The following is a 22,159-nucleotide window of genomic DNA, read 5'->3' on the forward strand; positions in this document are numbered from 1 at the left end:
TCCGGCCGGTTCGTAACTTTGAGTAACGTCTCATCGACGTCTCGCGCGCTCGCGCAGATCTGCAATGTGGAGGACAACGTGACATCCAAAGTTCGCAAGGTAGCGCTGGCGGGACTTGCCGCAGCGAGTGCGCTGGCACTGTTGGCGGGCTGTGGCCAGGCGCCGTCGAGCAGTTCGACGACGAAGGCCGCATCCAAGTTCCTGCCGTGCATGGTCTCCGACAACGGCGGTTTCAACGACCACTCGTTCAACCAGCTCGGGTACGAGGGGCTCGTCGAGACCGCGAAGTCCTTGGGCACGAACTACAAGACAGCCGAGTCGAAGACGGCGAGCGACTACGCGCCGAACATCAACAGCATGATCGATCAGAACTGCAACCTGATCATCACGGTCGGCTTCAACCTGGCCGATGGCACGAAGAAGGCGGCGGCCGCGAACACGGACACCGACTTCGCGATCATCGACGACAATTCGATCGTCGCGGCGAACGTCAAGCCGATCATCTTCGACACGGCGCAGGCCGCGTTCCTCGGTGGATACGCCGCCGCGAGTTTCTCGAAGACCGGTGTCGTCGGCACGTTCGGCGGCATGCAGATCCCGACCGTCACCATCTTCATGGACGGCTTCGTGGATGGCGTGAAGTACTACAACGAACAGAAGAAGAAGGACGTCAAGGTCGTCGGCTGGAACGTCGACAGCCAGAAGGGCTCCTTCACCGGCGGATTCGACGCCAACGACACCGCCAAGCAGGTGGCGCAGGGCATCATCGACCAGAACGCGGACGTGATCATGCCGGTCGGCGGCCCGATCTACCAGTCGGCAGCGCAGGCGATCGACGAGGCGAACACCTCGGGCAAGAGCATCTCGATGATCGGTGTCGACGCCGATGTCTACAACACGGACAAGACGGTGCGTTCGATCCTGCTCACTTCGGTCATGAAGGGCATCAAGCCTTCGACCTCCGCCGTGATCAAGCAGTCGGCGGCCGGCAAGTTCTCCAACACGCCCTACGTCGGCACGCTGAAGAACAACGGCGTCGGACTCGCCCCGTTCCACGACTTCGCGTCGAAGGTGAACTCGAGCCTCGGTTCCGAGATCGACAAGATCAAGGCAGGCATCATCGACGGCTCGATCAAGGTCACGTCGCCGGCGTCGCCGAAGTCCTGATAAGTCCCGCTTCCTGAGCGAGACGCAGTCGAGTCGAAGGGCGCACGCTCGTGCCCTTCGACTCGCTGCGCTCGCTCAGGGAGCTGTTCCATCCCGTTCTCAATGACGAGAACGCCGAAAGGTAGATTGACCCCTATGAAGCTCGAACTTCGCGGTATCACGAAGCGATTCGGCTCCCTCACGGCGAACGATCACATCTCGCTCACCGTCGAACCCGGCGAGATCCACTGCATCCTCGGCGAGAACGGCGCAGGCAAGTCGACGCTGATGAACGTGCTCTACGGGCTGCTGCCGGCAGACGAGGGCGAGATCCTGCTCGACGACGAAGTGCAGCACTTCGAGGGCCCGGGCGAAGCGATGAAGGCCGGCATCGGTATGGTGCACCAGCACTTCATGCTCATCCCGGTGTTCACGGTCGCCGAGAACGTGATGCTCGGCCACGAGAGCACCGGCTTCGCAGGCTTCCTCAATCTGAACGAAGCGCGTAAGCGTGTGCGCGAGATCTCGGCGCAGTTCGGGTTCGATGTCGATCCCGACGCACTGATCGAAGACCTCCCCGTCGGCGTGCAGCAGCGGGTCGAGATCATCAAGGCACTGTCGCGGGACGCGAAGGTGCTCGTCTTCGACGAGCCGACCGCCGTGCTCACTCCGCAGGAGACCGACGAGCTGATGACGATCATGCGCCAGCTCCGCGACGCGGGAACAGCCATCGTCTTCATCACGCACAAGCTGCGCGAGGTGCGCGAGGTCGCCGATCGCATCACCGTCATGCGCCTCGGCAAGGTGGTGGGGGAAGCCTCGCCCACCGCAAGCAACGCCGAGCTGGCGTCCCTCATGGTCGGCCGCTCCGTCGAACTGACCGTCCAGAAGCAGGCGGCGCGACCGGGCGACCCCGCCCTCCAGGTGCGCGGGCTCACCGTGATCGATCACATCGGACAGCTCGTCGTGAACGACGTGAGCTTCGAGGTGCGGGCCGGCGAGATCCTCGCCATCGCCGGAGTGCAGGGCAACGGTCAGACCGAGTTGACGGAGGCGTTGCTCGGTCTCCAGCAACACGTCGAGGGCGAGATAGAACTCGACGGCAACCCGCTTTCCGGGTTGAGCGTGCGCAACGTGTTGGATGCCGGCGTCGGCTTCATCCCTGAGGACCGCAACGAAGACGGACTCGTGGCAGAGTTCTCCATCGCCGAGAACCTCATGTTGGACCGCTCGGACAGCGCGCCGTTCGTCAAGGGCGGCACCCTGCAGCTCGGCTTCCGTTCCACGTTCGCCGCCGAGAAGGTCTCCGAATTCGATGTGCGCACGCAGAGCATCGACACGGCGGTGGGCACGCTGTCTGGCGGTAACCAGCAGAAGGTCGTGTTGGCACGCGAGCTCAGCCGCGACCTGCGTCTGCTGGTGGCTGCTCAACCCACCCGCGGACTGGATGTCGGTTCCATCGAGTTCGTGCACAAGCGCATCGTGCAGGCGCGCGACTCCGGCATTCCGGTGATCGTCGTCTCGACCGAACTCGACGAGGTCGACGCCCTGGCCGACCGCATCGCGGTGATGTACCGCGGCGGCATCGTGGGCATCGTCCCCGGCGGAACCGATCGCGAGACACTCGGCATCATGATGGCCGGCGAGCAGCCCGACGACCCCAACGGTCCAGCGCCAGATCCCCACGATGACGAAGGTCGGTCCGGCACGAGAGGAGAGGCCGCGTGAGCGACGACAGCGGCGCACAGGCATCCGCGGCCGAGACTGGAACCGAAGCCGCAGGCTCGGCGGACGTCGCCTTGGAGACCGGCTCCCAGGTCCCGCCGGACGACCCGAACGACAATCGCTGGAACGACGCGCTCCGCCAGATCCTCGGCGGCAGCTTCGTCATCTCGATCCTCGCCGTCGTGCTCGCGCTGATCGTGGGCGCGATCCTGATCGCGGTGACCGATCCGGGCGTGCAGCAGGCGGCCGGATACTTCTTCTCGCGTCCCGGCGACACCTTCCAGGCGATCTGGAACGTCGTGTCCGGTGCGTACTCATCCCTCTTCCAGGGTGCGATCTACAACTTCGGCAGGCCGACGTTCTCGGCCGGCATCCGTCCCTTCACGGATACGCTCACCTACGCCACTCCGCTGATCGTCGCCGGGCTCGGTGTCGGCCTCGGCTTCCGCACCGGGCTGTTCAACATCGGCGGTCAGGGCCAGATGCTGATCGCGGCCGCGTTCTGCGGTTGGATCGGCTGGTCATTCGACCTGCCTCCCGTGCTGCACCTCATCGTCGCGATCGTCGCGGGTTTCGTCGGCGGAGCGATCTGGGCGGGAATCGCCGGTGTGCTCAAGGCGCGCACCGGAGCGCACGAGGTGATCGTGACGATCATGCTCAACTGGATCGCGTTCTACCTCATCTCCTACCTGCTCCGCACGCCCGGCGCTCTCCAAGAGCACGGAACCAACAACCCGAAGTCGCCCGCGATCCTGCCGAACGCCATTCTTCCGCCGTTGTTCGGTCCGCAGTATCAACTCCACTGGGGCTTCGTGATCTCGATCGCCGCCACCATCGTCGTGTGGTGGCTGCTCGAGCGTTCGAGTCTCGGGTTCAAGTTCCGGGCCGTCGGTGAGAACCCCAACGCAGCCCGTGTCGCCGGCATCAGCGTCAAGTCGGTCATCATCTGGGCTCTCGTCATCAGTGGCGGCCTGGTCGGCCTTGCTGCGGTCGACCAGGTGCTCGGCACGACGACCGGAGGCTTCAGCTCGGGCATCGACGCCGGCATCGGGTTCGACGCCATCACGGTGGCCCTGCTCGGACGCTCGCGCCCGATCGGCATCTTCGTGGCCGGTGTGCTGTTCGGCGCGTTCAAGGCCGGCGGATTCCTCATGCAGGCGGCCAACAACATCCCGATCGACATCGTGCTCGTCGTGCAGTCGCTGATCGTGCTCTTCATCGCGGCGCCGCCGCTGGTGCGTGCGATCTTCCGGCTGCCGACGCCGGGATCGAAGCCGCGCACGAAGACACCTGCTCCCACCGCGACCGCTGAGGAGGCGACGGCCAAGTGACCACCACCACCGATCACACCATTCCGGATGCCGCGCCGATCGTCCTCGAGAAAACGGTCGTCAAGAGCTGGAAGACCCCGATCACCCTTTCGATCGTCGCGCTGCTGTCGATCGTGCTCTTCATCGTCTTCCGCCGCGGCGGAGACACCACATTCACGTTCGCCGGCGGACGCATCGCGCCGAGCCTCCCTCAGCTCGTGGTGCCGACCACCCTGACCTGCGTGATCCTCACGACCCTGCTCGCCGCCATGGCGGCGCTCAGCTGGTGGCTGCTCGCGCGGTTCGCGAAGGTTCCGCTCTGGTACTCGAGCGTTTTCGCGTTCATCTTCGTTGTGGCCTTCCTCACCTGGGCTGCAGGCGACAACTCGCGGCCGCTGCCGATCACCAGCCTGCTGCTCGGGGCCGTCAGCCTGAGCGTTCCGTACATCTTCGGCGCGCTCGGTGGCGTGATCTCGGAGCGCAGCGGAGTGGTCAACATCGCGATCGAGGGTCAGTTGCTCGCCGGTGCGTTCCTCGCCGCCGTCGTGGCGAGCATGACCGGATCCGTCTGGCTGGGCCTGGTCGCCGCCGTGGTCGCCGGCGTGCTCGTGTCGTTCATTCTCGCGGCGTTCGCGATCAAGTACTACGTCGACCAGGTGATCGTCGGCGTCGTGATCAACGTGCTCGTGCTCGGGCTGACGAACTTCTTCTACAGCCAGGTGCTCGCGAAGGATGCGTCGTTCCTCAACGACCCGCCGCTGCTTCCGTCCCTCCCGATCCCCGGCCTGAGTGCAATCCCGGTCATCGGGCCCGTGCTGTTCGACCAGTCGATCATCGTGTACCTGATGTACATCGCGGTCGCCGCCGTCTACATCGGGCTGTTCCACACACGCTGGGGACTGCGCCTGCGGTCGGTGGGCGAGCATCCGCAAGCCGCAGACACCGTCGGCATCAACGTGACGGGCACGCGCTTCTGGAACGTCTCGCTCGCCGGAGCCATCGTCGGACTCGGTGGCGCCTACTTCACACTCGGCTCTGTCGGGTCGTTCAGCGAAGACATGACGGGTGGCCAGGGGTATATCGCCCTCGCGGCGGTGATCTTCGGCAGATGGGATCCGATCAGAGCGACGCTCGCCGCGCTGCTCTTCGGCTTCGCCAGCAACCTGCAGTACACCCTCGCGGCGGTCGGGTCTCCCGTGCCGAGCGAGTTCCTGCTCATGCTGCCCTACGTCGTGACGATCCTCGCGGTCGCCGGATTCGTGGGATACGTGCGCGGGCCGGCGGCATCCGGCAAGCCCTACATCAAGTCGTGACGATGCCGGCACGACCTGCGTGATATCGAAGCGCAGCCACTAAGACGCACAGGAGCGACCGACTCATGAGTGACGATACGACGCCCTTCTCGGGCGACGTCGATTGGGGAGCACTGCGCTCCGAAGCCGAGAGCGCCATGGGAAGGGCGTACGTGCCCTACTCGCGGTATCCGGTCGGGGCCGCCGCGCTGGCCACCGACGGGCGCATCGTGTCCGGCTGCAACGTGGAGAACGCCAGCTACGGCCTGACGCTGTGCGCCGAGTGCTCGCTGGTGTCGATCCTGCACATGACCGGCGGCGGTCAGCTCGTCGCGTTCACGTGCGTCAACGGCGAGGGTGACGTGATCATGCCGTGCGGTCGTTGCCGGCAGCTGCTCTACGAGCACTCGGTGCCCGGCATGCTGCTGGAGACCGTGTCGGGCATCCGCACCATCGACGAGGTGCTGCCGGATGCCTTCGGCCCCCGCGATCTGGAGCAGTTTCATGCCTGAATCGTTCGACGCCGTCGACCTCATACGCACCAAGCGCGACCACGGCGAGCTGTCCACGCCCGAGATCGACTGGCTCGTCGACGCCTACACGCGTGGCTACGTGGCTGACGAACAGATGTCGTCGTGGGCGATGGCCGTGCTGCTGAACGGGATGTCGCGGCGCGAGATCCGCGACCTCACGCTCGCGATGATCGCCAGCGGAGAGCGGATGAGCTTCGCGGATCTCGGCAAGCCGACGGTCGACAAGCACTCGACAGGAGGGGTCGGCGACAAGATCACGCTGCCGCTGGTGCCGCTCGTGGCATCCTTCGGCGTCGCTGTGCCTCAGCTGTCGGGCCGCGGGCTCGGTCACACCGGTGGAACGCTCGACAAGCTGGAGAGCATCTCGGGCTGGCGCGCGGCGCTGACGACCGAGCAGCTCTTCGCTCAGCTGCGGGATGTCGGTGGCGCGATCTGCGCCGCGGGACCGGGTCTCGCACCGGCGGACAAGAAGCTCTACGCGCTGCGCGACATCACGGGGACCGTCGAGGCGATCCCGCTCATCGCGTCGTCCATCATGAGCAAGAAGATCGCGGAGGGCACGGGCGCCCTCGTGCTCGACGTGAAGTTCGGCTCCGGCGCGTTCATGCGCAACCTCGACAAGGCCCGCGAGCTGGCGCGCACGATGGTGGAGTTGGGGCAGGATGCCGGAGTCGCGACATCCGCCCTGCTCACCGACATGAATGCCCCGCTCGGGCGTGCGATCGGCAACGCGAACGAGGTGCGCGAGTCGGTCGAGGTGCTGGCGGGTGGGGGACCGGCGGACATCGTCGAGCTCACCGTGGCACTCGCGCGCGAGATGCTGCGCCTTGCCGGTCAGCCGGACGTCGACGTCGAGGAGGCGCTCCGCTCGGGCCGGGCGATGGACTCGTGGCGTGCGCTCATCCGCGCGCAGGACGGCGATCCGGATGCCCCGCTGCCGCACCCGCGCGAGACTCACGTGGTCACGGCGTCGCGGTCGGGCGTGGTGTCGCGTCAGGACGCGCTGGCCTTCGGCATCGCGGCCTGGCGCCTCGGTGCTGGTCGCGCGCGGCAGCAGGATCCCGTGCTGCACGCAGCGGGCATCGACCTGCATGCCAAGGTCGGCGAATCCGTCGTCGAAGGGGGCCCGCTGTTCACCCTCTCAACCGATGATCCGGTGCGCTTCGAACGGGCCATCGAGGCACTCGAGGGCGCCTGGGACATCGAGGACTTCGCCCCCGCCCGCGGTCCCCTGGTCGTCGAGCGCGTCGGCTGACAGGCACTCGCAGGTGATTCTCACAACCCGTAGCCTTGACTCATGAGCGCAGACCGACCCGGCAACGCAGAACCTCCGAGTACCACGTCCGCCTACGTCGTCGACGAAGTCGACGTCGCGACCCTTCCCAAGGTGTCCCTTCACGATCACCTCGACGGCGGGTTGCGGCCCGACACGATCGTCGAACTCGCCGATGAGATCGGGCTCGACCTGCCGGAGACAGACCCGGACGCGCTCGCCGACTGGTTCGCCGAGAAGTCGAACTCCGGCTCGCTGGTCGAATACCTGAAGACGTTCGACGTCACGACCGCCGTCATGCAGACCCGCGACGGTCTGGCCCGCGTCGCACGCGAGTTCGTGCTCGACCTTGCGGCCGACGGCGTGATCTACGGTGAGATCCGCTGGGCGCCCGAGCAGCACCTCGCCCGAGGACTGAGTCTCGACCAGACCGTCGAGGCGGTGCAGAGCGGCCTGGAGCAGGGCGTGGCGGATGTGCGCTCGAGCGGCTCGAGCATCCGTGTCGGCCAGCTCGTCACGGCCATGCGCCACGCCGATCGTGCCCTCGAGATCGCCCAGCTCGCCGTCCGGCACAGGGATGCCGGCGTCGTCGGCTTCGACATCGCGGGCGCCGAGGCCGGATTCCCGCCCAGCAACCACCGTGTCGCGTTCGACTACCTCGCAGAGCAGTACTTCCCGTCCACCGTGCACGCCGGGGAGGCGGACGGGCTCGCGAGCATCCAGAGCGCGCTCATCGATGGTCGCGCGCTCCGTCTCGGCCACGGCGTGCGCTTGGCCGAGGACATCACGGTCGAGCGGCAGGACGATGAGAACATCTACGTCTCTCTCGGTCGCCTCTCGCAATGGGTGAAGGATCGCGAGATCGCGCTCGAGCTGAGCCCGTCGTCCAACCTGCAGACCGGCGCGATCGAGGCGTGGGGCGACGATCTGCTCGACCACCCGTTCGACCTGCTCTACCAGCTCGGATTCCGGGTGACGGTCAACACCGACAACCGGCTGATGAGCAGCACGACGCTGACCAGGGAACTCTCGCTGCTTGCGGACGCCTTCGGCTACGACCTCGACGACCTCGAGACGTTCCAGCTGAATGCGGCGCGGTCGACGTTTCTGCCCGTCGAAGACCGTGAGGATCTCGCAGAGGCGGTGTCGGCCGGCTTCGACGCCGCGTGACATTCGCCGGGTGCGAGGTTCGCTCAGCGCGAACCACGCACCCAGGCGGCCTCAGCAGGGGCGCTTTCAGCAAGCCTTGAAGCAACGGGGCGATACGCTTGTGATCATGTCGCTTCCGCCGTTGCCCGACGCTGCCATCGACCTCGGTGTGCACGCTGGGGACTGGCGTGCCGCTGTGCGATTCGCCGGCAATGCACTGCGTCGATCGGGTGCGACGCGTGCCAGCTACACGGATCGCATGATCCAGGTCGTCGACGAGTTCGGCGCCTACATCGTGATCGCGCCTGGCCTGGCGCTCGCGCACGCACGGCCCGGTCCGGATGTGCTGACCGACGGCCTCTCGGTCGTCACGCTTGCGACGCCGGTGACGTTCGGGCATCCGCACAACGATCCGGTCAGCGTCGTCGTCGGTCTGGCCGTCGCGACCCCGGATGCCCATGTCAACTCGGTCGCGGAACTCGCAAACGTGTTCAACGACCCGCTGGCGATCCCGGCCCTCGCGAACGCCACGAGCGCGGTCGACGTGTGGCGCGTGCTGGGCATCGCGGATGCCGCAGACGACCTCGCGCAACCCGCTCTGTAGACGGCAGCCGGGGCCGAGCATCTCGAGACCACGCGGCTTCGCCGTTGCGAACCGCCAAGGAGGCTTCACATGAAGATCGTCGCGATCTGCGGCGCCGGCGTCGGGACGTCGGCGATCCTGAAACTCAACGCCGAGCGCGTGCTCGATCGGCTCGGAATCTCGGCAGACGTGAGCGCGTCGGATGTGGCGAGCGTGGCGACGACGGCGTCGGATGCCCAGGTCATCCTGACCTCGCCCGAACTGGTCGAGCGCATCCCGGCAACCAACGCCGACATCGTCGTGATCGACAACTACTTCGACACCGACGAGCTCGAGCGCAAGCTCGACGAGGCCCTGGGCTGACTCGCTCGGTGCCTCACGCTACTCGACCAGCGAGGTCGCGGCACCTCCGGCCGAGTTACTCGACCGGCGGGGTCGCGGTGAGCACTCGCATGCCCTCGGCGAGCTCGGCGACGCGCGCCTGCGCCGCGGAACGGCGTGACTCCACGTCGCCCGCTGAGTCGTCGAACGCATCGATGTAGATCTTCAGCTTCGGTTCTGTGCCGCTCGGGCGCACCATCACGCGCGATCCGTCCGCGAGCACGATGCGCAGCACGTCGCTCGGCGGCAGGTCGGCAGAGCCGGCGCTGAGGTCGTCGATGCGCTCGACCGCAATGCCCGCCACCTCGGCCGGCGGCTGCGCGCGCAGCGCGGCCATGATGAAGCCGATGCGGTCGAGGTCGGTCACGCGCAGGGAGATCTGATCCGACGCATATGCGCCGAACCGCCGCGTGAATTCGTCGAGCCGATCGGCGATCGTGCGCCCATCGGCACTCAGTCGCTCCGCGAGCGCGAGCGCGACTGTCGCGGCGGAGATGCCGTCCTTGTCGCGCACCGTCTTCGGGTTCACCAGGTACCCCAGGGCCTCCTCGTATCCGAAGAGGAGCGCGGGAACCCGGCTCACCCACTTGAATCCGGTGAGGGTCTCTGCGAAGCGCAGGCCGTAGGCATCCGCTACGGCGCGCAGCGCGGGCGATGAGACGATGGATGCCGCCAGCACGCCATCGAGACCCGCCTCGGCCGCCTGCTCCGCCGCTGTCCACCCGAGCAGAGTGCCGACGTCGTTGCCGCTCAGGCGCCGGAACCCCTGCTCGGCCGAGTCGTCGGGGATGCCGATGGCCAGGCGGTCAGCGTCGGGATCATTCGCGATGACGAGTTGGGCGCCGCTGTCGCGAGCGAGTGCGAAGGCGAGGTCCAGGGCTCCCGGCTCCTCCGGGTTCGGGAACGACACGGTCGGGAAGTCCGGGTCCGGCTCCTGCTGCTGCGACACGGAGAGCGGTTCGGTGAGACCGGCTGCGGCGAAGACGGCGCGTGCCATCTGCCAGCCGACGCCGTGCATCGCCGTGTACACGAAACGGAATTCGGGGGTGGCAGGAGACCCGACACCACGCGGACGTGGCCCTGCGACGGCCGCGGTCGCAGCAACGTACGCGTCGACCACGGACTCGTCTGCCGTCTCGTAGGCATCCGATCGGGGAAGGTCTGCGACACGTCCGGTGGCGATGCGCTCGATGTGCTCGGCGATCTGCGAGTCCGCCGGCGGAACGATCTGCGATCCTTCGTCTGCACCCCCGAGGTACACCTTGTAGCCGTTGTCACGCGCGGGGTTGTGGCTCGCCGTGACCATTACGCCCGCTGATGTGCCGAGGTGCCGCACCGCGAAAGCGAGCACCGGTGTCGGCAGCAGCCGCGGCAGCAGGATCGCCCGCACGCCAGCACCGGCCATGAGCTCGGCGGTGTCGCTGGCGAAGACCTTCGAGTTCTTGCGGCCGTCGTAGCCGATCACCACCGACGGGGTCGTGCCTGCGGATGCCTGCTCGTTCAGGTAGGCGGCCAGTCCGGCGGCGGCCTGCGCCACCAGCACACGGTTCATGCGGTTCGGTCCCGCGGCGATCTCTCCGCGCAGCCCGGCCGTGCCGAATGCGAGACGAGTGTCGAATCGTGAATGCAGCTCGGCGTCGGCTTCGGCCGACCCGGCGACCGCCTCATCGAGGATCGCTTGCAGTTCGGCGCGGGTCTCGGCATCCGGATCGTCGGCAATCCACGCCGTGGCGGCCTCGAGGACGTCGGCCTTCGCGTGGTCGGCGCCGCTCACAGTCGCTCCACGATGCGTGCAAGCAGGTCGCTGATCACCGGCTCGGCGGTCTTGCCCGCCTCGATGACCTCGGAGTGGCTCAGGGGAATGGGGGAGATGCCGGCCGCCAGGTTCGTGATCAGCGACATGCCGAGCACCTCCATGCCCGACTGCCTGGCGGCGATCGCCTCGAGGGCCGTCGACATGCCGACGATGTGGCCACCGATGGTCTTCGCCATCTGCACCTCGGCCGGCGTCTCGTAGTGCGGGCCACGGAACTGCACGTACACGCCCTCGTCGAGCGAGGCATCCACCTCGTGTGCGATATCGCGCAGCCGCTGCGAGTAGAGGTCTGTGAGGTCGATGAACGTCGCACCCTCGAGCGGGGATGCCGCGGTCAGGTTGATGTGATCGCTGATGAGCGCCGGTGTGCCTGGTCCCCAGGTCTCCTTGATGCCGCCGGCGCCGTTGGTGAGGATCATGACGGATGCCCCGGTCGCGGCCGCGGTGCGCACACCGTGCACGACTCGCCGAACACCGTGCCCCTCGTAGTAGTGCGTGCGGGCGCCGAGTACCAGGGCATGCTTGCCGTTCGGCAGCAGCACCGACCTGATGGTGCCGACGTGGCCAGGCACGGCCGAGCGGCTGAAGCCGGGGATGTCCGTCGCCGGAATCGTCGCGACCGTCTCGCCGATCAGGTCAGCTGCTCTGCCCCAGCCGCTGCCGAGTGTGAGTGCGATGTCGTGTCGCTCGACCCCGCTGCGCCGCGCGATCAGCTCGGCCGCGACACGCGCGATCTCGAACGGATCGGCCGCCGGATCATCGAACGGATTGGGTGCGTCCTCGGATGCCATGGCAACCACTCTAAACAGCGCCGGGGCGTCTGACGGACCTCCGCGCTCATTGGAGCAAGTGCCCTTCTGGGCGCAAACACACGGCAGGCACGGGCATCCGGGTGGCGCACGTGGTCGCCCGGGGTTTGCGACAATGGACGTATGGCCTTTGAGTTCGAGCGCAAGCAGAGCATCGCCGTACTCGGGGGAGGTCCAGGCGGATACGAAGCCGCCCTCGCGGGAGCCCAACTCGGGGCAGAGGTGACGCTTGTGGAGCGCGGCGGCGTCGGCGGCTCAGCCGTCATGACCGACGTTGTGCCGTCGAAGACGCTGATCGCCACGGCGGATGCCACCCGTTCGATCGGAGAGGCCGCGGACCTCGGCGTGCAATTCTTCGCCCGCAACGAGAGCGGCAAGCCGATCCGACCAGAGGTCGCGGTGAACCTCTCCGCCGTGAACAAGCGGCTCCTAGGCCTCGCACGTCAGCAGTCGGAAGACATGCGCAGCGAGCTCGTGCACTCCGGTGTGCGGATCGTGTCGGGCGAGGGACGGCTCGACGGTCCAGGCGCCGTCATCGTGTCCACCTCGAAGGACAACGGAACGGACTTCGACCGCGTCGAGGCCGACACCGTGGTGGTGGCGGTCGGCGCAAGCCCGCGCCTGCTGCCGACCGCGATGCCGGACGGTGAGCGCATCCTGACCTGGACGCAGCTGTACACCCTGACGACCGTGCCCGAACACCTCATCGTTGTCGGATCCGGTGTGACCGGCGCCGAGTTCGCCAGCGCCTACACGTACCTCGGCGCCAAGGTGACGCTGATCTCAAGCCGCGACAGGGTGCTGCCGGGCGAAGACGCCGATGCCGCGGCCGTGCTCGAGAAGGTCTTCAAGCGGGAGGGCATGACGGTGCTCTCCAAATCGCGCGCCGACACGGTCGAGCGCACGGAGAACGGCGTGATCGCCACGCTGTCCGACGGCCGCACTGTCGAAGGCTCCCACTGTCTGCTCGCCGTCGGGTCCATTCCCAACACGGCAGGCATCGGTCTCGAAGAAGCCGGCATCCAGCTCACGCCGAGCGGCCACGTGCGCGTCAACCGCGTCGCCCGCACGTCGGTGCCGAACGTGTACGCGGCGGGCGACTGCTCGGATGTGCTGCCGCTGGCATCCGTCGCCTCGATGCAGGGTCGAACGGCCATCTTCCACGCGCTCGGCGACACGGTGACGCCGATCGAACTGCGCAATGTGGCATCCAATATCTTCACGATTCCGGAGATCGCGACAGTCGGCTGGAACCAACGCGAGATCGAAGAGGGCATCGCGCAGGGCGACATCTACAAGCTGGCGCTCAACTCGAACCCGCGGGCCAAGATGCAGGGCATCAAGGACGGCTTCGTCAAGCTCTTCGCGCGAACGGGCAGCGGCACCGTGATCGGCGGGGTGATCGTCGCCCCTCGCGCCAGCGAGCTCATCCTGCCGGTCACGTTGGCGGTCGAGCACCGCCTCACCGTCGACCAGGTGGCGCGGGCATTCTCGGTGTATCCGTCGCTGTCGAGTTCCATCACGGATGCCGCGCGCGCGATGCACATCGTGTTGTGAGCGCTCCGCTCACAACAGCGCCATTTGCGCTTAACTGCGCCAGCCAGAGTGGCGCCATTAAGCGCAAATGGCGCTGTTGACGTGCGGGCGCATACAGTCTCGGCGTCATTGCATCCACAGGATGCCGGCACGTCGCGGATTCCACGACCAAGAGCGTGACTCGATTCGGGACGCCCCTCGTCGGCCAGGCTCGGGATATGAGGCTTCCATCAGATCACTCCGGCTTGCCGTTGGTCGTGTCGGAACAACGCGATCGGGTCGGCGCGTATCCGGCAGTGCGCGGCGCGAGTCGCCAAGGAGCTCTCGTGCGTCTTCGACGTGGCGTGTACGCAAGCGTCGAGGAATATCGCGGGCTCTCCCGTGAAGACAAATACCTGACTCGGGTGGCTGGTGCTGCTTCGATTCGCAATGATCCGGTGCTTGCAGGGCTCTCCGCCGCGGTGTGGCTCGGCCTGCCGCTCGTTGGTTCGGTCCCGCAATACGTGTATCTGCTGTCACCGGCGAACAACGGGCGCAAACGAAATGGTGTGATCGAACTCCCGCGTCGCGGCCGCGAAACGGTCATCGAGCTCGACGGATTACGCACGACGTCCATCGCCGACACTCTCATCGAGGTCTGTAGAACGGTACCGTTCGTCACCGCACTGGCGATGATCGACGCTGCGCTTCTCGTCGATCGGTTCGGTAAGGAACCTCCACTCGTCTCGTTCGACGAATTGATGGCGGCCCATCAGGAGCGAATGCCGTATCGGGGGTCCGTCCGAGTGCGTGGCGTACTCGTAGCTGCAACAACCGCTGCTGAGAGTGCATTCGAAACGCTGAGCCGCGTCACTATCGACGAGCTCGGTTTTCCGGAGCCCGAGCTGCAATTCGAGATCGTGCTCAATGACGGCAAGACCGTGTACTCAGACTTCGGCTGGCCGGATTATCGGGCCGTCGGCGAGGCCGACGGGTGGGGAAAGTACATCGACCCGAAGCATCCGTCCTCGGCCACGCTCGAGGAGCGAGTGCGGGCGGAGAAGCGACGCGACAATGCGATTCGCCGCACCGGCCTGACGCCGGCTCATTGGGAGTGGTCGGACGCCTGGGATCGCGAACCGCTGCGGCGCATCCTTCTGGATGCAGGCTTGCCCATCGTGCGTCGACCCAGAACGATCCGCTGAGTCGGCTCTTCGACCCCGAGCGTTCGATCGTCGGTTCGTGTTCTCGCGTCGGCGTCGGCGTCGGCGTCCGCTCGCCCAGCAACAGCGCCATTTGCGCTTAACTGCGCCAGCACGAGTGGCGCAGTTAAGCGCAAATGGCGCTGTTGCGGGCCCGGGAACCGACGCCGGCGACGGGTCAGACGATGTTCAGGAGCAGGTGACCGCTCGAGACGGTCGTGCCGACCTCGGCGTTGATGCCTGAGACGGTGCCGTCCTTGTGTGCGGTCAGCGGCTGTTCCATCTTCATCGCCTCGAGCACGAGCACGAGATCGCCCTTGACGACCTGATCCCCCTCCCCGACGGCGAGCTTCACCACGGTCGCCTGCATCGGTGCCGTGATCGAATCGCCGGTCGCGGTGGAAATCGAGTGAGACGCCGACTTACGCTTCGGAGCGTGTCCGACGGATGCTTGCCCGCCCGCGATCAGCAACCTCGTCGGCAGGCTGACCTCGACGCGCTTGCCGCCCACCTCGACGATCACGCTGTGCCGCGACTCCGCATCTGGCTGGTCCTCGGCCTCGCCGCTCCACGGCTCGAGGTCGTTCGAGAACTCCGTCTCGATCCAACGCGTGAAGATACTGAACGGATGCCCGTCCGCCGGCGCGAACGCCGAGTCGCGCACGATCGCGCGGTGGAACGGCAAGACGGTCGGCAGGCCGGCGACCTCGAACTCATCGAGGGCACGGCGTGAGCGCTCGAGAGCCTCCTCGCGGCTGGACCCGGTGACGATGAGCTTGGCGAGCAGAGAGTCGAACGCACCGGAGATCACATCGCCGGACTGCACGCCCGAGTCGACGCGCACGCCGGGACCGGCCGCCGGCTTGAAGACGTGCACGGGGCCGGGAGCGGGCAGGAAGTTGCGCCCCGGGTCCTCGCCGTTGATGCGGAATTCGAACGAATGCCCGCGCGGCTCCGGGTCGTCGTAGTCGAGCAGGCCTCCGGAGGCGATGCGGAACTGTTCGCGCACCAGGTCGATCCCGGTGACCTCCTCCGAGACCGGATGCTCCACCTGCAGTCGCGTGTTCACCTCGAGGAACGAGACGGTTCCGTCCTGTCCGATCAGGAACTCGCAGGTGCCGGCGCCGAGGTATCCGACCTCCTTGAGGATTGCCTTCGACGACGTGTAGAGCTGGTCGCGCTGGTCGTCCGTGAGGAAGGGCGCAGGCGCCTCCTCGACGAGTTTCTGGTGGCGACGCTGCAGCGAGCAATCGCGCGTCGACACGACGACGACGTTGCCGTGGGCATCCGCAAGGCACTGCGTCTCGACGTGGCGCGGCTTGTCGAGGTACTTCTCCACGAAGCACTCGCCCCGACCGAACGCCGCGATCGCCTCGCGAGTCGCCGACTCGAACAGCTCGGCGACCTCGTCCCGTTCGCGAGCGACCTTGAGGCCGCGCCCGCCGCCCCCGTACGCGGCCTTGATCGCGACCGGCAGACCATGGATGTCGACGAAGTCGAGCACCTCCTGCGCGTTCTCGACAGGATTGAGCGTTCCCGGCGCGAGCGGAGCGCCGACCTTCTCTGCCACGTGCCGGGCGCTGACCTTGTCGCCGAGGCGCTCGATCGCGTCAGGGCTCGGCCCGATCCAGATCAGGCCGGCGTCGATGACGGCGCGAGCGAAGTCGGCGTTCTCGGCGAGGAATCCGTACCCGGGGTGCACAGCGTCTGCACCGGAGCGGCGGCACACCGAGAGGAGCTTCTCGATGGAGAGGTAGGTGTCGGCGCTGGTGGCGCCGTCGAGTGCGTAGGCCTCGTCGGCGAGGCGTGCGTGCACGGCGTCACGATCCTGGTCCGCGTACACCGCAACCGAGGAGATCCCGCTGTCACGCGCCGCTCGGATGACGCGTACGGCGATCTCGCCGCGGTTGGCAATCAGGACCTTCGAGATGTCTGGCACAGTCTTCAAGCCTATTGAGGTGTGTATGCCCCGCTTTGAATGGTGGACACAAACCTGACCCCAAGGCCTTTCGGATGCCTACAACACCCGCCCTCTCCGCCTCCCTCGCCGGTCGAGCAGCACGCGCGTCTCACCCCCAAAGCTCCGTCCATTCGTACCCCAGCCGCTTGACCAGCGAGCGCAGCGTTGACAGAGACATCCCGACGACGGTGCTCGGATCGCCGTCGACTCTCGCGATGAACGGGCCGCCGAGGCTGTCGATGGTGAAGGCTCCCGCGACCTCGAGCGGCTCTCCGGTCGCGATGTACGCGTCGATCTCGCCATCCTCGATGTCGTCCGCGAACGTGACGGATGCCTCGGCCACCGCACCCGTAGCCGCTCGCGCCCGCCCACCGGTGTGATCGATCAGCCAATGTCCGGAGTGCAGCACCCCGGTGCGCCCGCGCTGCGCGTGCCACCGCTCCCTGGCGACGGATGCCTCGTGCGGCTTCCCGTGGATCACACCGTCGATGTCGAACGCGGAGTCCCCGCCGAGAATGAGCCCGTCGATCGGCTCCCCTCCGACGCTCCTGCCAACGACCGCCTCCGCCTTGGCCCTGGCGAGCAGCTGCACCATCGGCGCCGCGGCGAGCGGACCCTGCTGCGCCTCGGCCGCCGCAACGGTCGCCGGTTCGTCGACTCCTGGGGAGATCGTCAGGGGCTCGACGCCGGCCGAACGCAGCAGAGCGAGTCGAGCGGGCGACGTGGATGCGAGGTAGAGACGCATTCGCCCATTCTCGCCGACGCAGGCAGTCGGCGAGGCGAGGCTTCATGCGGAGCCGGCCCAGCGGTGTGTGCGACGATTTCAGGATGCCTCGCCCCGACCGCCGCCGCACGTCCCGCCGGCCCGCCGCCCGCCCGAGCAACCGCTCTGCGCAGCCGCCGACGGAGCCGGTCGATCTCGAACTCGAGGTCACAGGCGTTGCGCACGGCGGGGTCTTCGTCGCCAGGCACGAAGGCCGGGTGGTGTTCGTCAGCGACACGTTGCCGGGTGAGCGGGTGGTCGCCCGCGTCTCCGACACCCGCCACGACAGGTTCTGGCGCGCGGAGACGGTGCGGGTGCTGCAGGCATCCGAGCATCGTCGCGAACACGTCTGGAGTGCTGCTTCCATCGAGCACAGCCCCGATGAGCGCCCAGGTGGCGCCGAGTTCGGCCACATCGAGCTGGCGCACCAGCGCGAGCTCAAACGCCAGGTCATCGCCGACGCGCTCTCGCGCATGGCCGGTGTCGACGAGGCGCCGCAGGTGGAGGCGATCGCCGGTGACGACGAGCGTGACGGCACCCGCTGGCGCACCCGCGTGCGGTTGCAGATCGATGACGAGGGAACGGTCGGACCGTTCGCGTTCAGGTCGCACCACGTCATCCCTGTCGAAAAGCTGCCCCTTGCGACAGAAGCCGTCGAGCGTGCCGCGCCGCTGGGCGAACCGAGGAGCAGCGCCGGGTCCATCGACGTCACGGTCACGAGCGAAGGCTTCGTCTCCGTCGTGCGCCGTGACGCATCCCGCACTCCGACGCACCGGCCGCAGCAGATCCATGAGCGCGTCGGCGACCGGCGGTTCGCGCTCTCGGCGACCGGATTCTGGCAGGTGCACCGGCTCGCGCCGCGGGTGCTGACCGAGGCGGTGCAGGATGCCGTCGACCCCGCCATCTTCGACCCGCGTGCCTTCAACCTCGACCTCTACGGAGGCGTCGGTCTGCTCGCGGCGGCCATCGGCGACCGCTTCGGCCCGGCCACGCGCATCACGAGTGTCGAGTCCGACGAGGACACCACGGATCACGCGGCTGCGAACCTTGCGGACTGGCTCGGCGCGCAGACCGTCACGGCGAAGGTCGAGCACTACCTGCGCGATCTGACGACCCGCTCCACCGAGGGCGAGCGCTCGCGTCTGCGCGACGCGACAGTGGTGCTCGATCCGCCCCGCAGCGGGGCGGGTCGCGAAGCCGTCGACCTCATCGCCGGGCTCGCCCCAGCGCAACTGGTGTACGTGGCCTGCGACCCTGTGGCGTTCGCACGCGATCTGCGCTGGTTCCTCGACCGCGGCTACGCGCTGCGCAAGGCGCGAGCCTTCGACCTCTTTCCCAACACCCACCACGTCGAATTGGTCGCGTCGCTGGTACGGGTCGACTGACTGCGGTACGCCTGGCGCCGACGGGTGCACCGATGAGGCCACGGGCGTACGAATAAGCTGAGTCCATGGTGCGGGTGGGGATCGTCGACGACCACGAGTCCGTACGTCTCGGGCTTCAGGCCGCTTGTCGCGACGCCGGCTACGAGGTCGTCGCCAGCGGAGCGACGGTGGATGCCGTTCTCGATGCGCTGCCCGACGCCGGATGCGACGTGGTCGTGCTCGACCTCTCCCTCGGCGACAGCTCCAGCATCACCGAGAACGTGAAGCAGGTGCAGGCGACCGGCGCAGGGGTGCTCGTGCACAGCATCGCCGACCAAGTGGCCAGCGTGCGTGAGGCGCTCGCCGCGGGTGCTGCAGGCGTCATCCCCAAGTCGGCGCCGACGACGACGCTGATCGCCGCCATCAAGTCCGTTGCGGCAGGGGAGGTGCTCAACAACCTCGAATGGGCGAGTGCCATCGACGCGGACAGCGAGTTCGCGAAGGCGCAGCTCGGCCGACGCGAGCGTGACGTGTTGCACCTGTATGCATCCGGACTTCCGTTGAAGGCGGTCGCCGAGCAGCTCGGGGTCGCGCACTCCACGGCGCGCGAGTACCTCGACCGCGTTCGCACGAAGTACGTGGAAGTCGGAAGGCCGGCTCCCACGAAGGTCGACCTGCTGCGCCGAGCGGTCGAAGACGGCATCCTGCCGGGGCTCGCCCCCGACGGCCCTGGTGCTTCTGGCACGGCGAATGGCCGGCGCTGACCTGAGCACTGCCCCGGTCATCCCGGCGGCGGCGAACGCGAATCTTCTGACCAGGGCGCGGCTCGAACGTCTTGCCGCGCGTGCCATCGCCGGATTCAGCTGGGTGTTCGGACTGCAGGTCATCCCGGTCATCGTCGTGCAGTCGCACCATCTGAACCTGGTGTACACGGCTTTGGTCGCCGCTGTGCTCTTTGCGTCCCTGGCATGGCTCGGGGTCGCGTCGCTGGTCGGCCGTACGGTGCACGCTGCCGCCATCGTGTTCTGCATCGCCTATATCGGCGCGCTCGTCTTCTGGGAGTGCGGAATCACGGATGCCGGCTACTTCGAAGGCATGCGCCCGTGGCTCTGGTATCTGCTGACGGTTGCGACGGCGTGTGCGGCGCTGGCGCTGCCGTTCGTCTGGGCGGCCGTGTACACCGTGATCGCCCCCGTACTGTACGGAGTCGTTCTGATCGTCACGGGCGGCGGGATCGACGCGCTGCAGACCGCGGTGCTGGATGCCCTCTACGCGATGATCTTCGCCTCCCTCCTGCTGGCCATCATGACGATGCTGCGTCAGGCGGCCAGCCAGGTGGACGATCGACAGGCGGCCGCGCTGGAGCGCTATGAGATCGCCGTGCGTGCGCACGCGCTCGAAGCCGAGCGCGTCGAGGTGGATGCGATCGTGCACGACAGCGTGCTGACCACGTTGCTGTCCGCAGCCAGCGCCCAGACGGTCGAAGGTATGCGCATCGCTGCGTCCATGGCGCAGGATGCCCTTGGCCACCTCGACACGTCTGCCCCCCTCGCCCAGCCGGGTCGCGCCCTCGACGCCATTCCGATGAGCAGGCTGCGCGATCGCATCATCTCCGCGGCCAGGTCGTTCACGGTGCCGTTCTCGATCGTGCCGAGAGTGCCAGGCGACGCGCTCATCCCGGTGAGCGTGGCGGAGGCGCTGTATTCGGCGACGGTGCAGGCCATGGTGAACAGCGCCCAGCACGCCGGCGGCGTTCTGGTGCGGCGCAGCCTCGCGATCGAGGCCGCCGACGGCGGTGTGCGCATCGTCGTGACGGATGACGGCCGCGGTTTCGACATCAGCCGCATACCTCCGGAGCGGCTCGGGCTGGAGGTGTCGATCCGCGAGCGGGTGGCACTCGCGGGCGGCGAAGCATCCATCGATTCGGTTCCGGGTCGTGGCACGACGGTCGAGCTGTGCTGGACCCCCGATCCCGACGAGGTGACGCAATCGTGATCACCGTCTCTCGCGGCGTGCTGGTGACGCTCACCGCCCTGTTCTCCGCGTACCACATCGTGCTCGGCATCACGTCGATGGCCGCGTACCGGCACCCCGCTCCGGCGATCGTGGCCATCGGACTGTATGCTGCGGCGACTGTGTTCTCGCTCCTCCGCACGAGCAACATCGTGATGGCGGTCTGGATCGCGGCGTTCGATCTCGCCGTGTCGGTCGCACTCCCGCTGCTGATCGCCAGCCAGCTCGACCCCTCGCGGGAGAACGGCTACGCCACCTGGTACGTGGCAGCGGTCGGCACCCTGATGACCATCGCGATGGTGCGTCGGCGGAGTGTCTTCGCCTGGGCCGGTATCGCCTTCCTCATCGTGCACACCGTCGTGATCGCCGGCGTCGTCGCGCTCGGTTCCTACGGCGTGATCGGCAGCGTGGTGTGGGTCGCGGCCGCTGCTGTCGTCACCAGGGCACTGGGTGCGATGACGAGGGATGCCTCCCGTTTCGCTCGCGCGGAACGCCAGGTGGTCGAGTGGCACGCCGAGCAGGAGGCGCACGTGATCGAACGTCAGCGACGGCTCGACGAGACCTATCAGCGCGCTGCACCGTTGCTCATCCGTATCGCGCAGAGCGGCGGGATGCTCACCGAGAACGAACGCGCGGAATGCCTGCTGCTCGAAGCAGGCATGCGCGACGAGATTCGCGGTCGTGCCCTTCTCGATGACACGGTGCGCCAGTTCATCCTCGAAGCACGGCGCAGGGGAGCGAACGTCGTCCTGCTCGACGACGGTGGTCTGGACGAACTCGACGCCGACGATCTCGCCCGCATCCATGCGAAGCTCGCGGAGGCGATCGATCACTCGCATGCCGACAAGTTCGTCGTGCGCACCGTGGAGAGCGGCTCGCCCGTCGCCGTGACGGTCGTCGGGCTCATGTCGGGCAGGCGCGTTGCCGTATCGACGGGGGACGCCGTCGGACCTCGGGATGCCGTCGACGCGGCCGCCGCTGAGTCCGAGGGCGCCGACGACGAGGTTGAGCTCTGGCTGGAGATCCCGCGACACGAGTGAGCAGCGCGCTCCGCTACTCGACCAGCGAGAAGCGCAAATGCATCGAGGGCCGCCGGTCAATGACCGGCGGCCCTCGGAAGCCCCGAGTCGGGGCGATAACCCGAATATCGCCCCGACTCGCCCCCAAAACACTCGCCCGCTTACCCTAGTCGGCGAATGAATGGCGGTGAATCTCAGAAGAGAGACACCTAGCAATCTCTATGATGGCCGTGCTTTCGCAAGGGGGAAAGTCGTCATTTAGGGGGACAACCGGGGGACAATACCGTGCCAAGTGTCCACCGCGGT

19 protein-coding genes are annotated in these 22,159 nt (G+C 67.2%); 15 read left to right on the top strand and 4 right to left on the bottom strand.

Annotated features, from left to right (window positions below):
- Positions 1-78 precede the first annotated feature (78 nt).
- The 9 genes from MJ603_RS09390 to MJ603_RS09430 all read left to right on the top strand — a co-directional run bounded on the left by MJ603_RS09390 (position 79) and on the right by MJ603_RS09430 (position 9,374).
- Positions 79-1,167, top strand: coding sequence for a BMP family protein (locus MJ603_RS09390; RefSeq protein WP_243063450.1), 1,089 nt, complete (start codon positions 79-81; stop codon positions 1,165-1,167).
- A gap of 135 nt (positions 1,168-1,302) precedes the next feature.
- Complete coding sequence (locus MJ603_RS09395) at positions 1,303-2,874, top strand: ABC transporter ATP-binding protein (RefSeq protein ID WP_243063451.1); 1,572 nt, start codon at positions 1,303-1,305, stop codon at positions 2,872-2,874.
- Complete coding sequence (locus MJ603_RS09400; protein WP_374230886.1) at positions 2,871-4,202, top strand: ABC transporter permease; 1,332 nt, start codon at positions 2,871-2,873, stop codon at positions 4,200-4,202. Before MJ603_RS09395 ends, MJ603_RS09400 begins: the two co-directional genes overlap by 4 nt.
- Positions 4,199-5,494 (top strand): ABC transporter permease, encoded by a 1,296-nt coding sequence (locus tag MJ603_RS09405; RefSeq protein WP_243063452.1) that lies wholly within the window; start codon positions 4,199-4,201, stop codon positions 5,492-5,494. Before MJ603_RS09400 ends, MJ603_RS09405 begins: the two co-directional genes overlap by 4 nt.
- Positions 5,495-5,559: 65 nt before the next feature.
- Positions 5,560-5,985 carry a cytidine deaminase gene (locus MJ603_RS09410; protein ID WP_243063453.1) on the top strand — a complete coding sequence of 142 codons (426 nt, stop codon included), beginning with the start codon at positions 5,560-5,562 and terminating at the stop codon, positions 5,983-5,985.
- On the top strand, positions 5,978-7,261 hold the full coding sequence (locus MJ603_RS09415; protein WP_243063454.1) for a thymidine phosphorylase: 1,284 nt from the start codon (positions 5,978-5,980) through the stop codon (positions 7,259-7,261). Before MJ603_RS09410 ends, MJ603_RS09415 begins: the two co-directional genes overlap by 8 nt.
- A gap of 42 nt (positions 7,262-7,303) precedes the next feature.
- Positions 7,304-8,449, top strand: a complete 1,146-nt coding sequence (locus tag MJ603_RS09420) for an adenosine deaminase (protein WP_243063455.1) — start codon at positions 7,304-7,306, stop codon at positions 8,447-8,449.
- A 106-nt stretch (positions 8,450-8,555) separates the two neighbouring features.
- Complete coding sequence (locus MJ603_RS09425; protein ID WP_243063456.1) at positions 8,556-9,032, top strand: PTS sugar transporter subunit IIA; 477 nt, start codon at positions 8,556-8,558, stop codon at positions 9,030-9,032.
- Between the two features lie 69 nt (positions 9,033-9,101).
- Positions 9,102-9,374, top strand: a complete 273-nt coding sequence (locus tag MJ603_RS09430; protein WP_243063457.1) for a PTS sugar transporter subunit IIB — start codon at positions 9,102-9,104, stop codon at positions 9,372-9,374.
- Between the two features lie 55 nt (positions 9,375-9,429).
- Here the strand turns inward: MJ603_RS09430 and MJ603_RS09435 are convergent, their stop codons facing one another.
- Positions 9,430-11,166 carry a phospho-sugar mutase gene (locus MJ603_RS09435; RefSeq protein WP_243063458.1) on the bottom strand — a complete coding sequence of 579 codons (1,737 nt, stop codon included), beginning with the start codon at positions 11,164-11,166 and terminating at the stop codon, positions 9,430-9,432.
- Positions 11,163-11,999 (bottom strand): purine-nucleoside phosphorylase, encoded by an 837-nt coding sequence (locus tag MJ603_RS09440; protein ID WP_243063459.1) that lies wholly within the window; start codon positions 11,997-11,999, stop codon positions 11,163-11,165. The genes MJ603_RS09435 and MJ603_RS09440 overlap by 4 nt, the downstream gene beginning before the upstream one ends.
- Positions 12,000-12,140: 141 nt before the next feature.
- Between MJ603_RS09440 and MJ603_RS09445 the strand changes: the two genes are divergently transcribed.
- Entirely contained in the window at positions 12,141-13,574 is a 1,434-nt protein-coding gene (locus MJ603_RS09445; RefSeq protein WP_243063460.1) for an NAD(P)H-quinone dehydrogenase, read from the top strand.
- Between the two features lie 305 nt (positions 13,575-13,879).
- Positions 13,880-14,737, top strand: coding sequence for a hypothetical protein (locus MJ603_RS09450; RefSeq protein ID WP_243063461.1), 858 nt, complete (start codon positions 13,880-13,882; stop codon positions 14,735-14,737).
- 175 nt (positions 14,738-14,912) lie between these two features.
- On the opposite strand, the gene MJ603_RS09455 is transcribed toward MJ603_RS09450, so the two are convergent.
- Positions 14,913-16,673, bottom strand: a complete 1,761-nt coding sequence (locus MJ603_RS09455) for a biotin carboxylase N-terminal domain-containing protein (protein WP_243063462.1) — start codon at positions 16,671-16,673, stop codon at positions 14,913-14,915.
- Between the two features lie 130 nt (positions 16,674-16,803).
- A complete protein-coding gene (locus tag MJ603_RS09460) occupies positions 16,804-17,439 on the bottom strand; it encodes a nucleoside triphosphate pyrophosphatase (protein ID WP_243063463.1) in 636 nt (211 codons plus the stop codon).
- 83 nt (positions 17,440-17,522) lie between these two features.
- On the opposite strand from MJ603_RS09460, the gene MJ603_RS09465 reads away from it, so the two are divergent.
- The 4 genes from MJ603_RS09465 to MJ603_RS09480 all read left to right on the top strand — a co-directional run bounded on the left by MJ603_RS09465 (position 17,523) and on the right by MJ603_RS09480 (position 21,874).
- Positions 17,523-18,842: a class I SAM-dependent RNA methyltransferase gene (locus MJ603_RS09465; RefSeq protein ID WP_243063464.1), complete on the top strand. Its 1,320-nt coding sequence runs from the start codon at positions 17,523-17,525 to the stop codon at positions 18,840-18,842.
- Positions 18,843-18,907: 65 nt separating this feature from the next.
- Positions 18,908-19,585 carry a response regulator transcription factor gene (locus MJ603_RS09470; protein ID WP_243063465.1) on the top strand — a complete coding sequence of 226 codons (678 nt, stop codon included), beginning with the start codon at positions 18,908-18,910 and terminating at the stop codon, positions 19,583-19,585.
- Entirely contained in the window at positions 19,572-20,816 is a 1,245-nt protein-coding gene (locus MJ603_RS09475; protein ID WP_243063466.1) for a sensor histidine kinase, read from the top strand. Before MJ603_RS09470 ends, MJ603_RS09475 begins: the two co-directional genes overlap by 14 nt.
- On the top strand, positions 20,813-21,874 hold the full coding sequence (locus MJ603_RS09480; RefSeq protein WP_243063467.1) for a hypothetical protein: 1,062 nt from the start codon (positions 20,813-20,815) through the stop codon (positions 21,872-21,874). Before MJ603_RS09475 ends, MJ603_RS09480 begins: the two co-directional genes overlap by 4 nt.
- Positions 21,875-22,159 lie beyond the last annotated feature (285 nt).

The organism is Humibacter sp. RRB41 (genome assembly GCF_022761015.1).
Taxonomy (GTDB): Bacteria; Actinomycetota; Actinomycetes; order Actinomycetales; family Microbacteriaceae; genus Humibacter.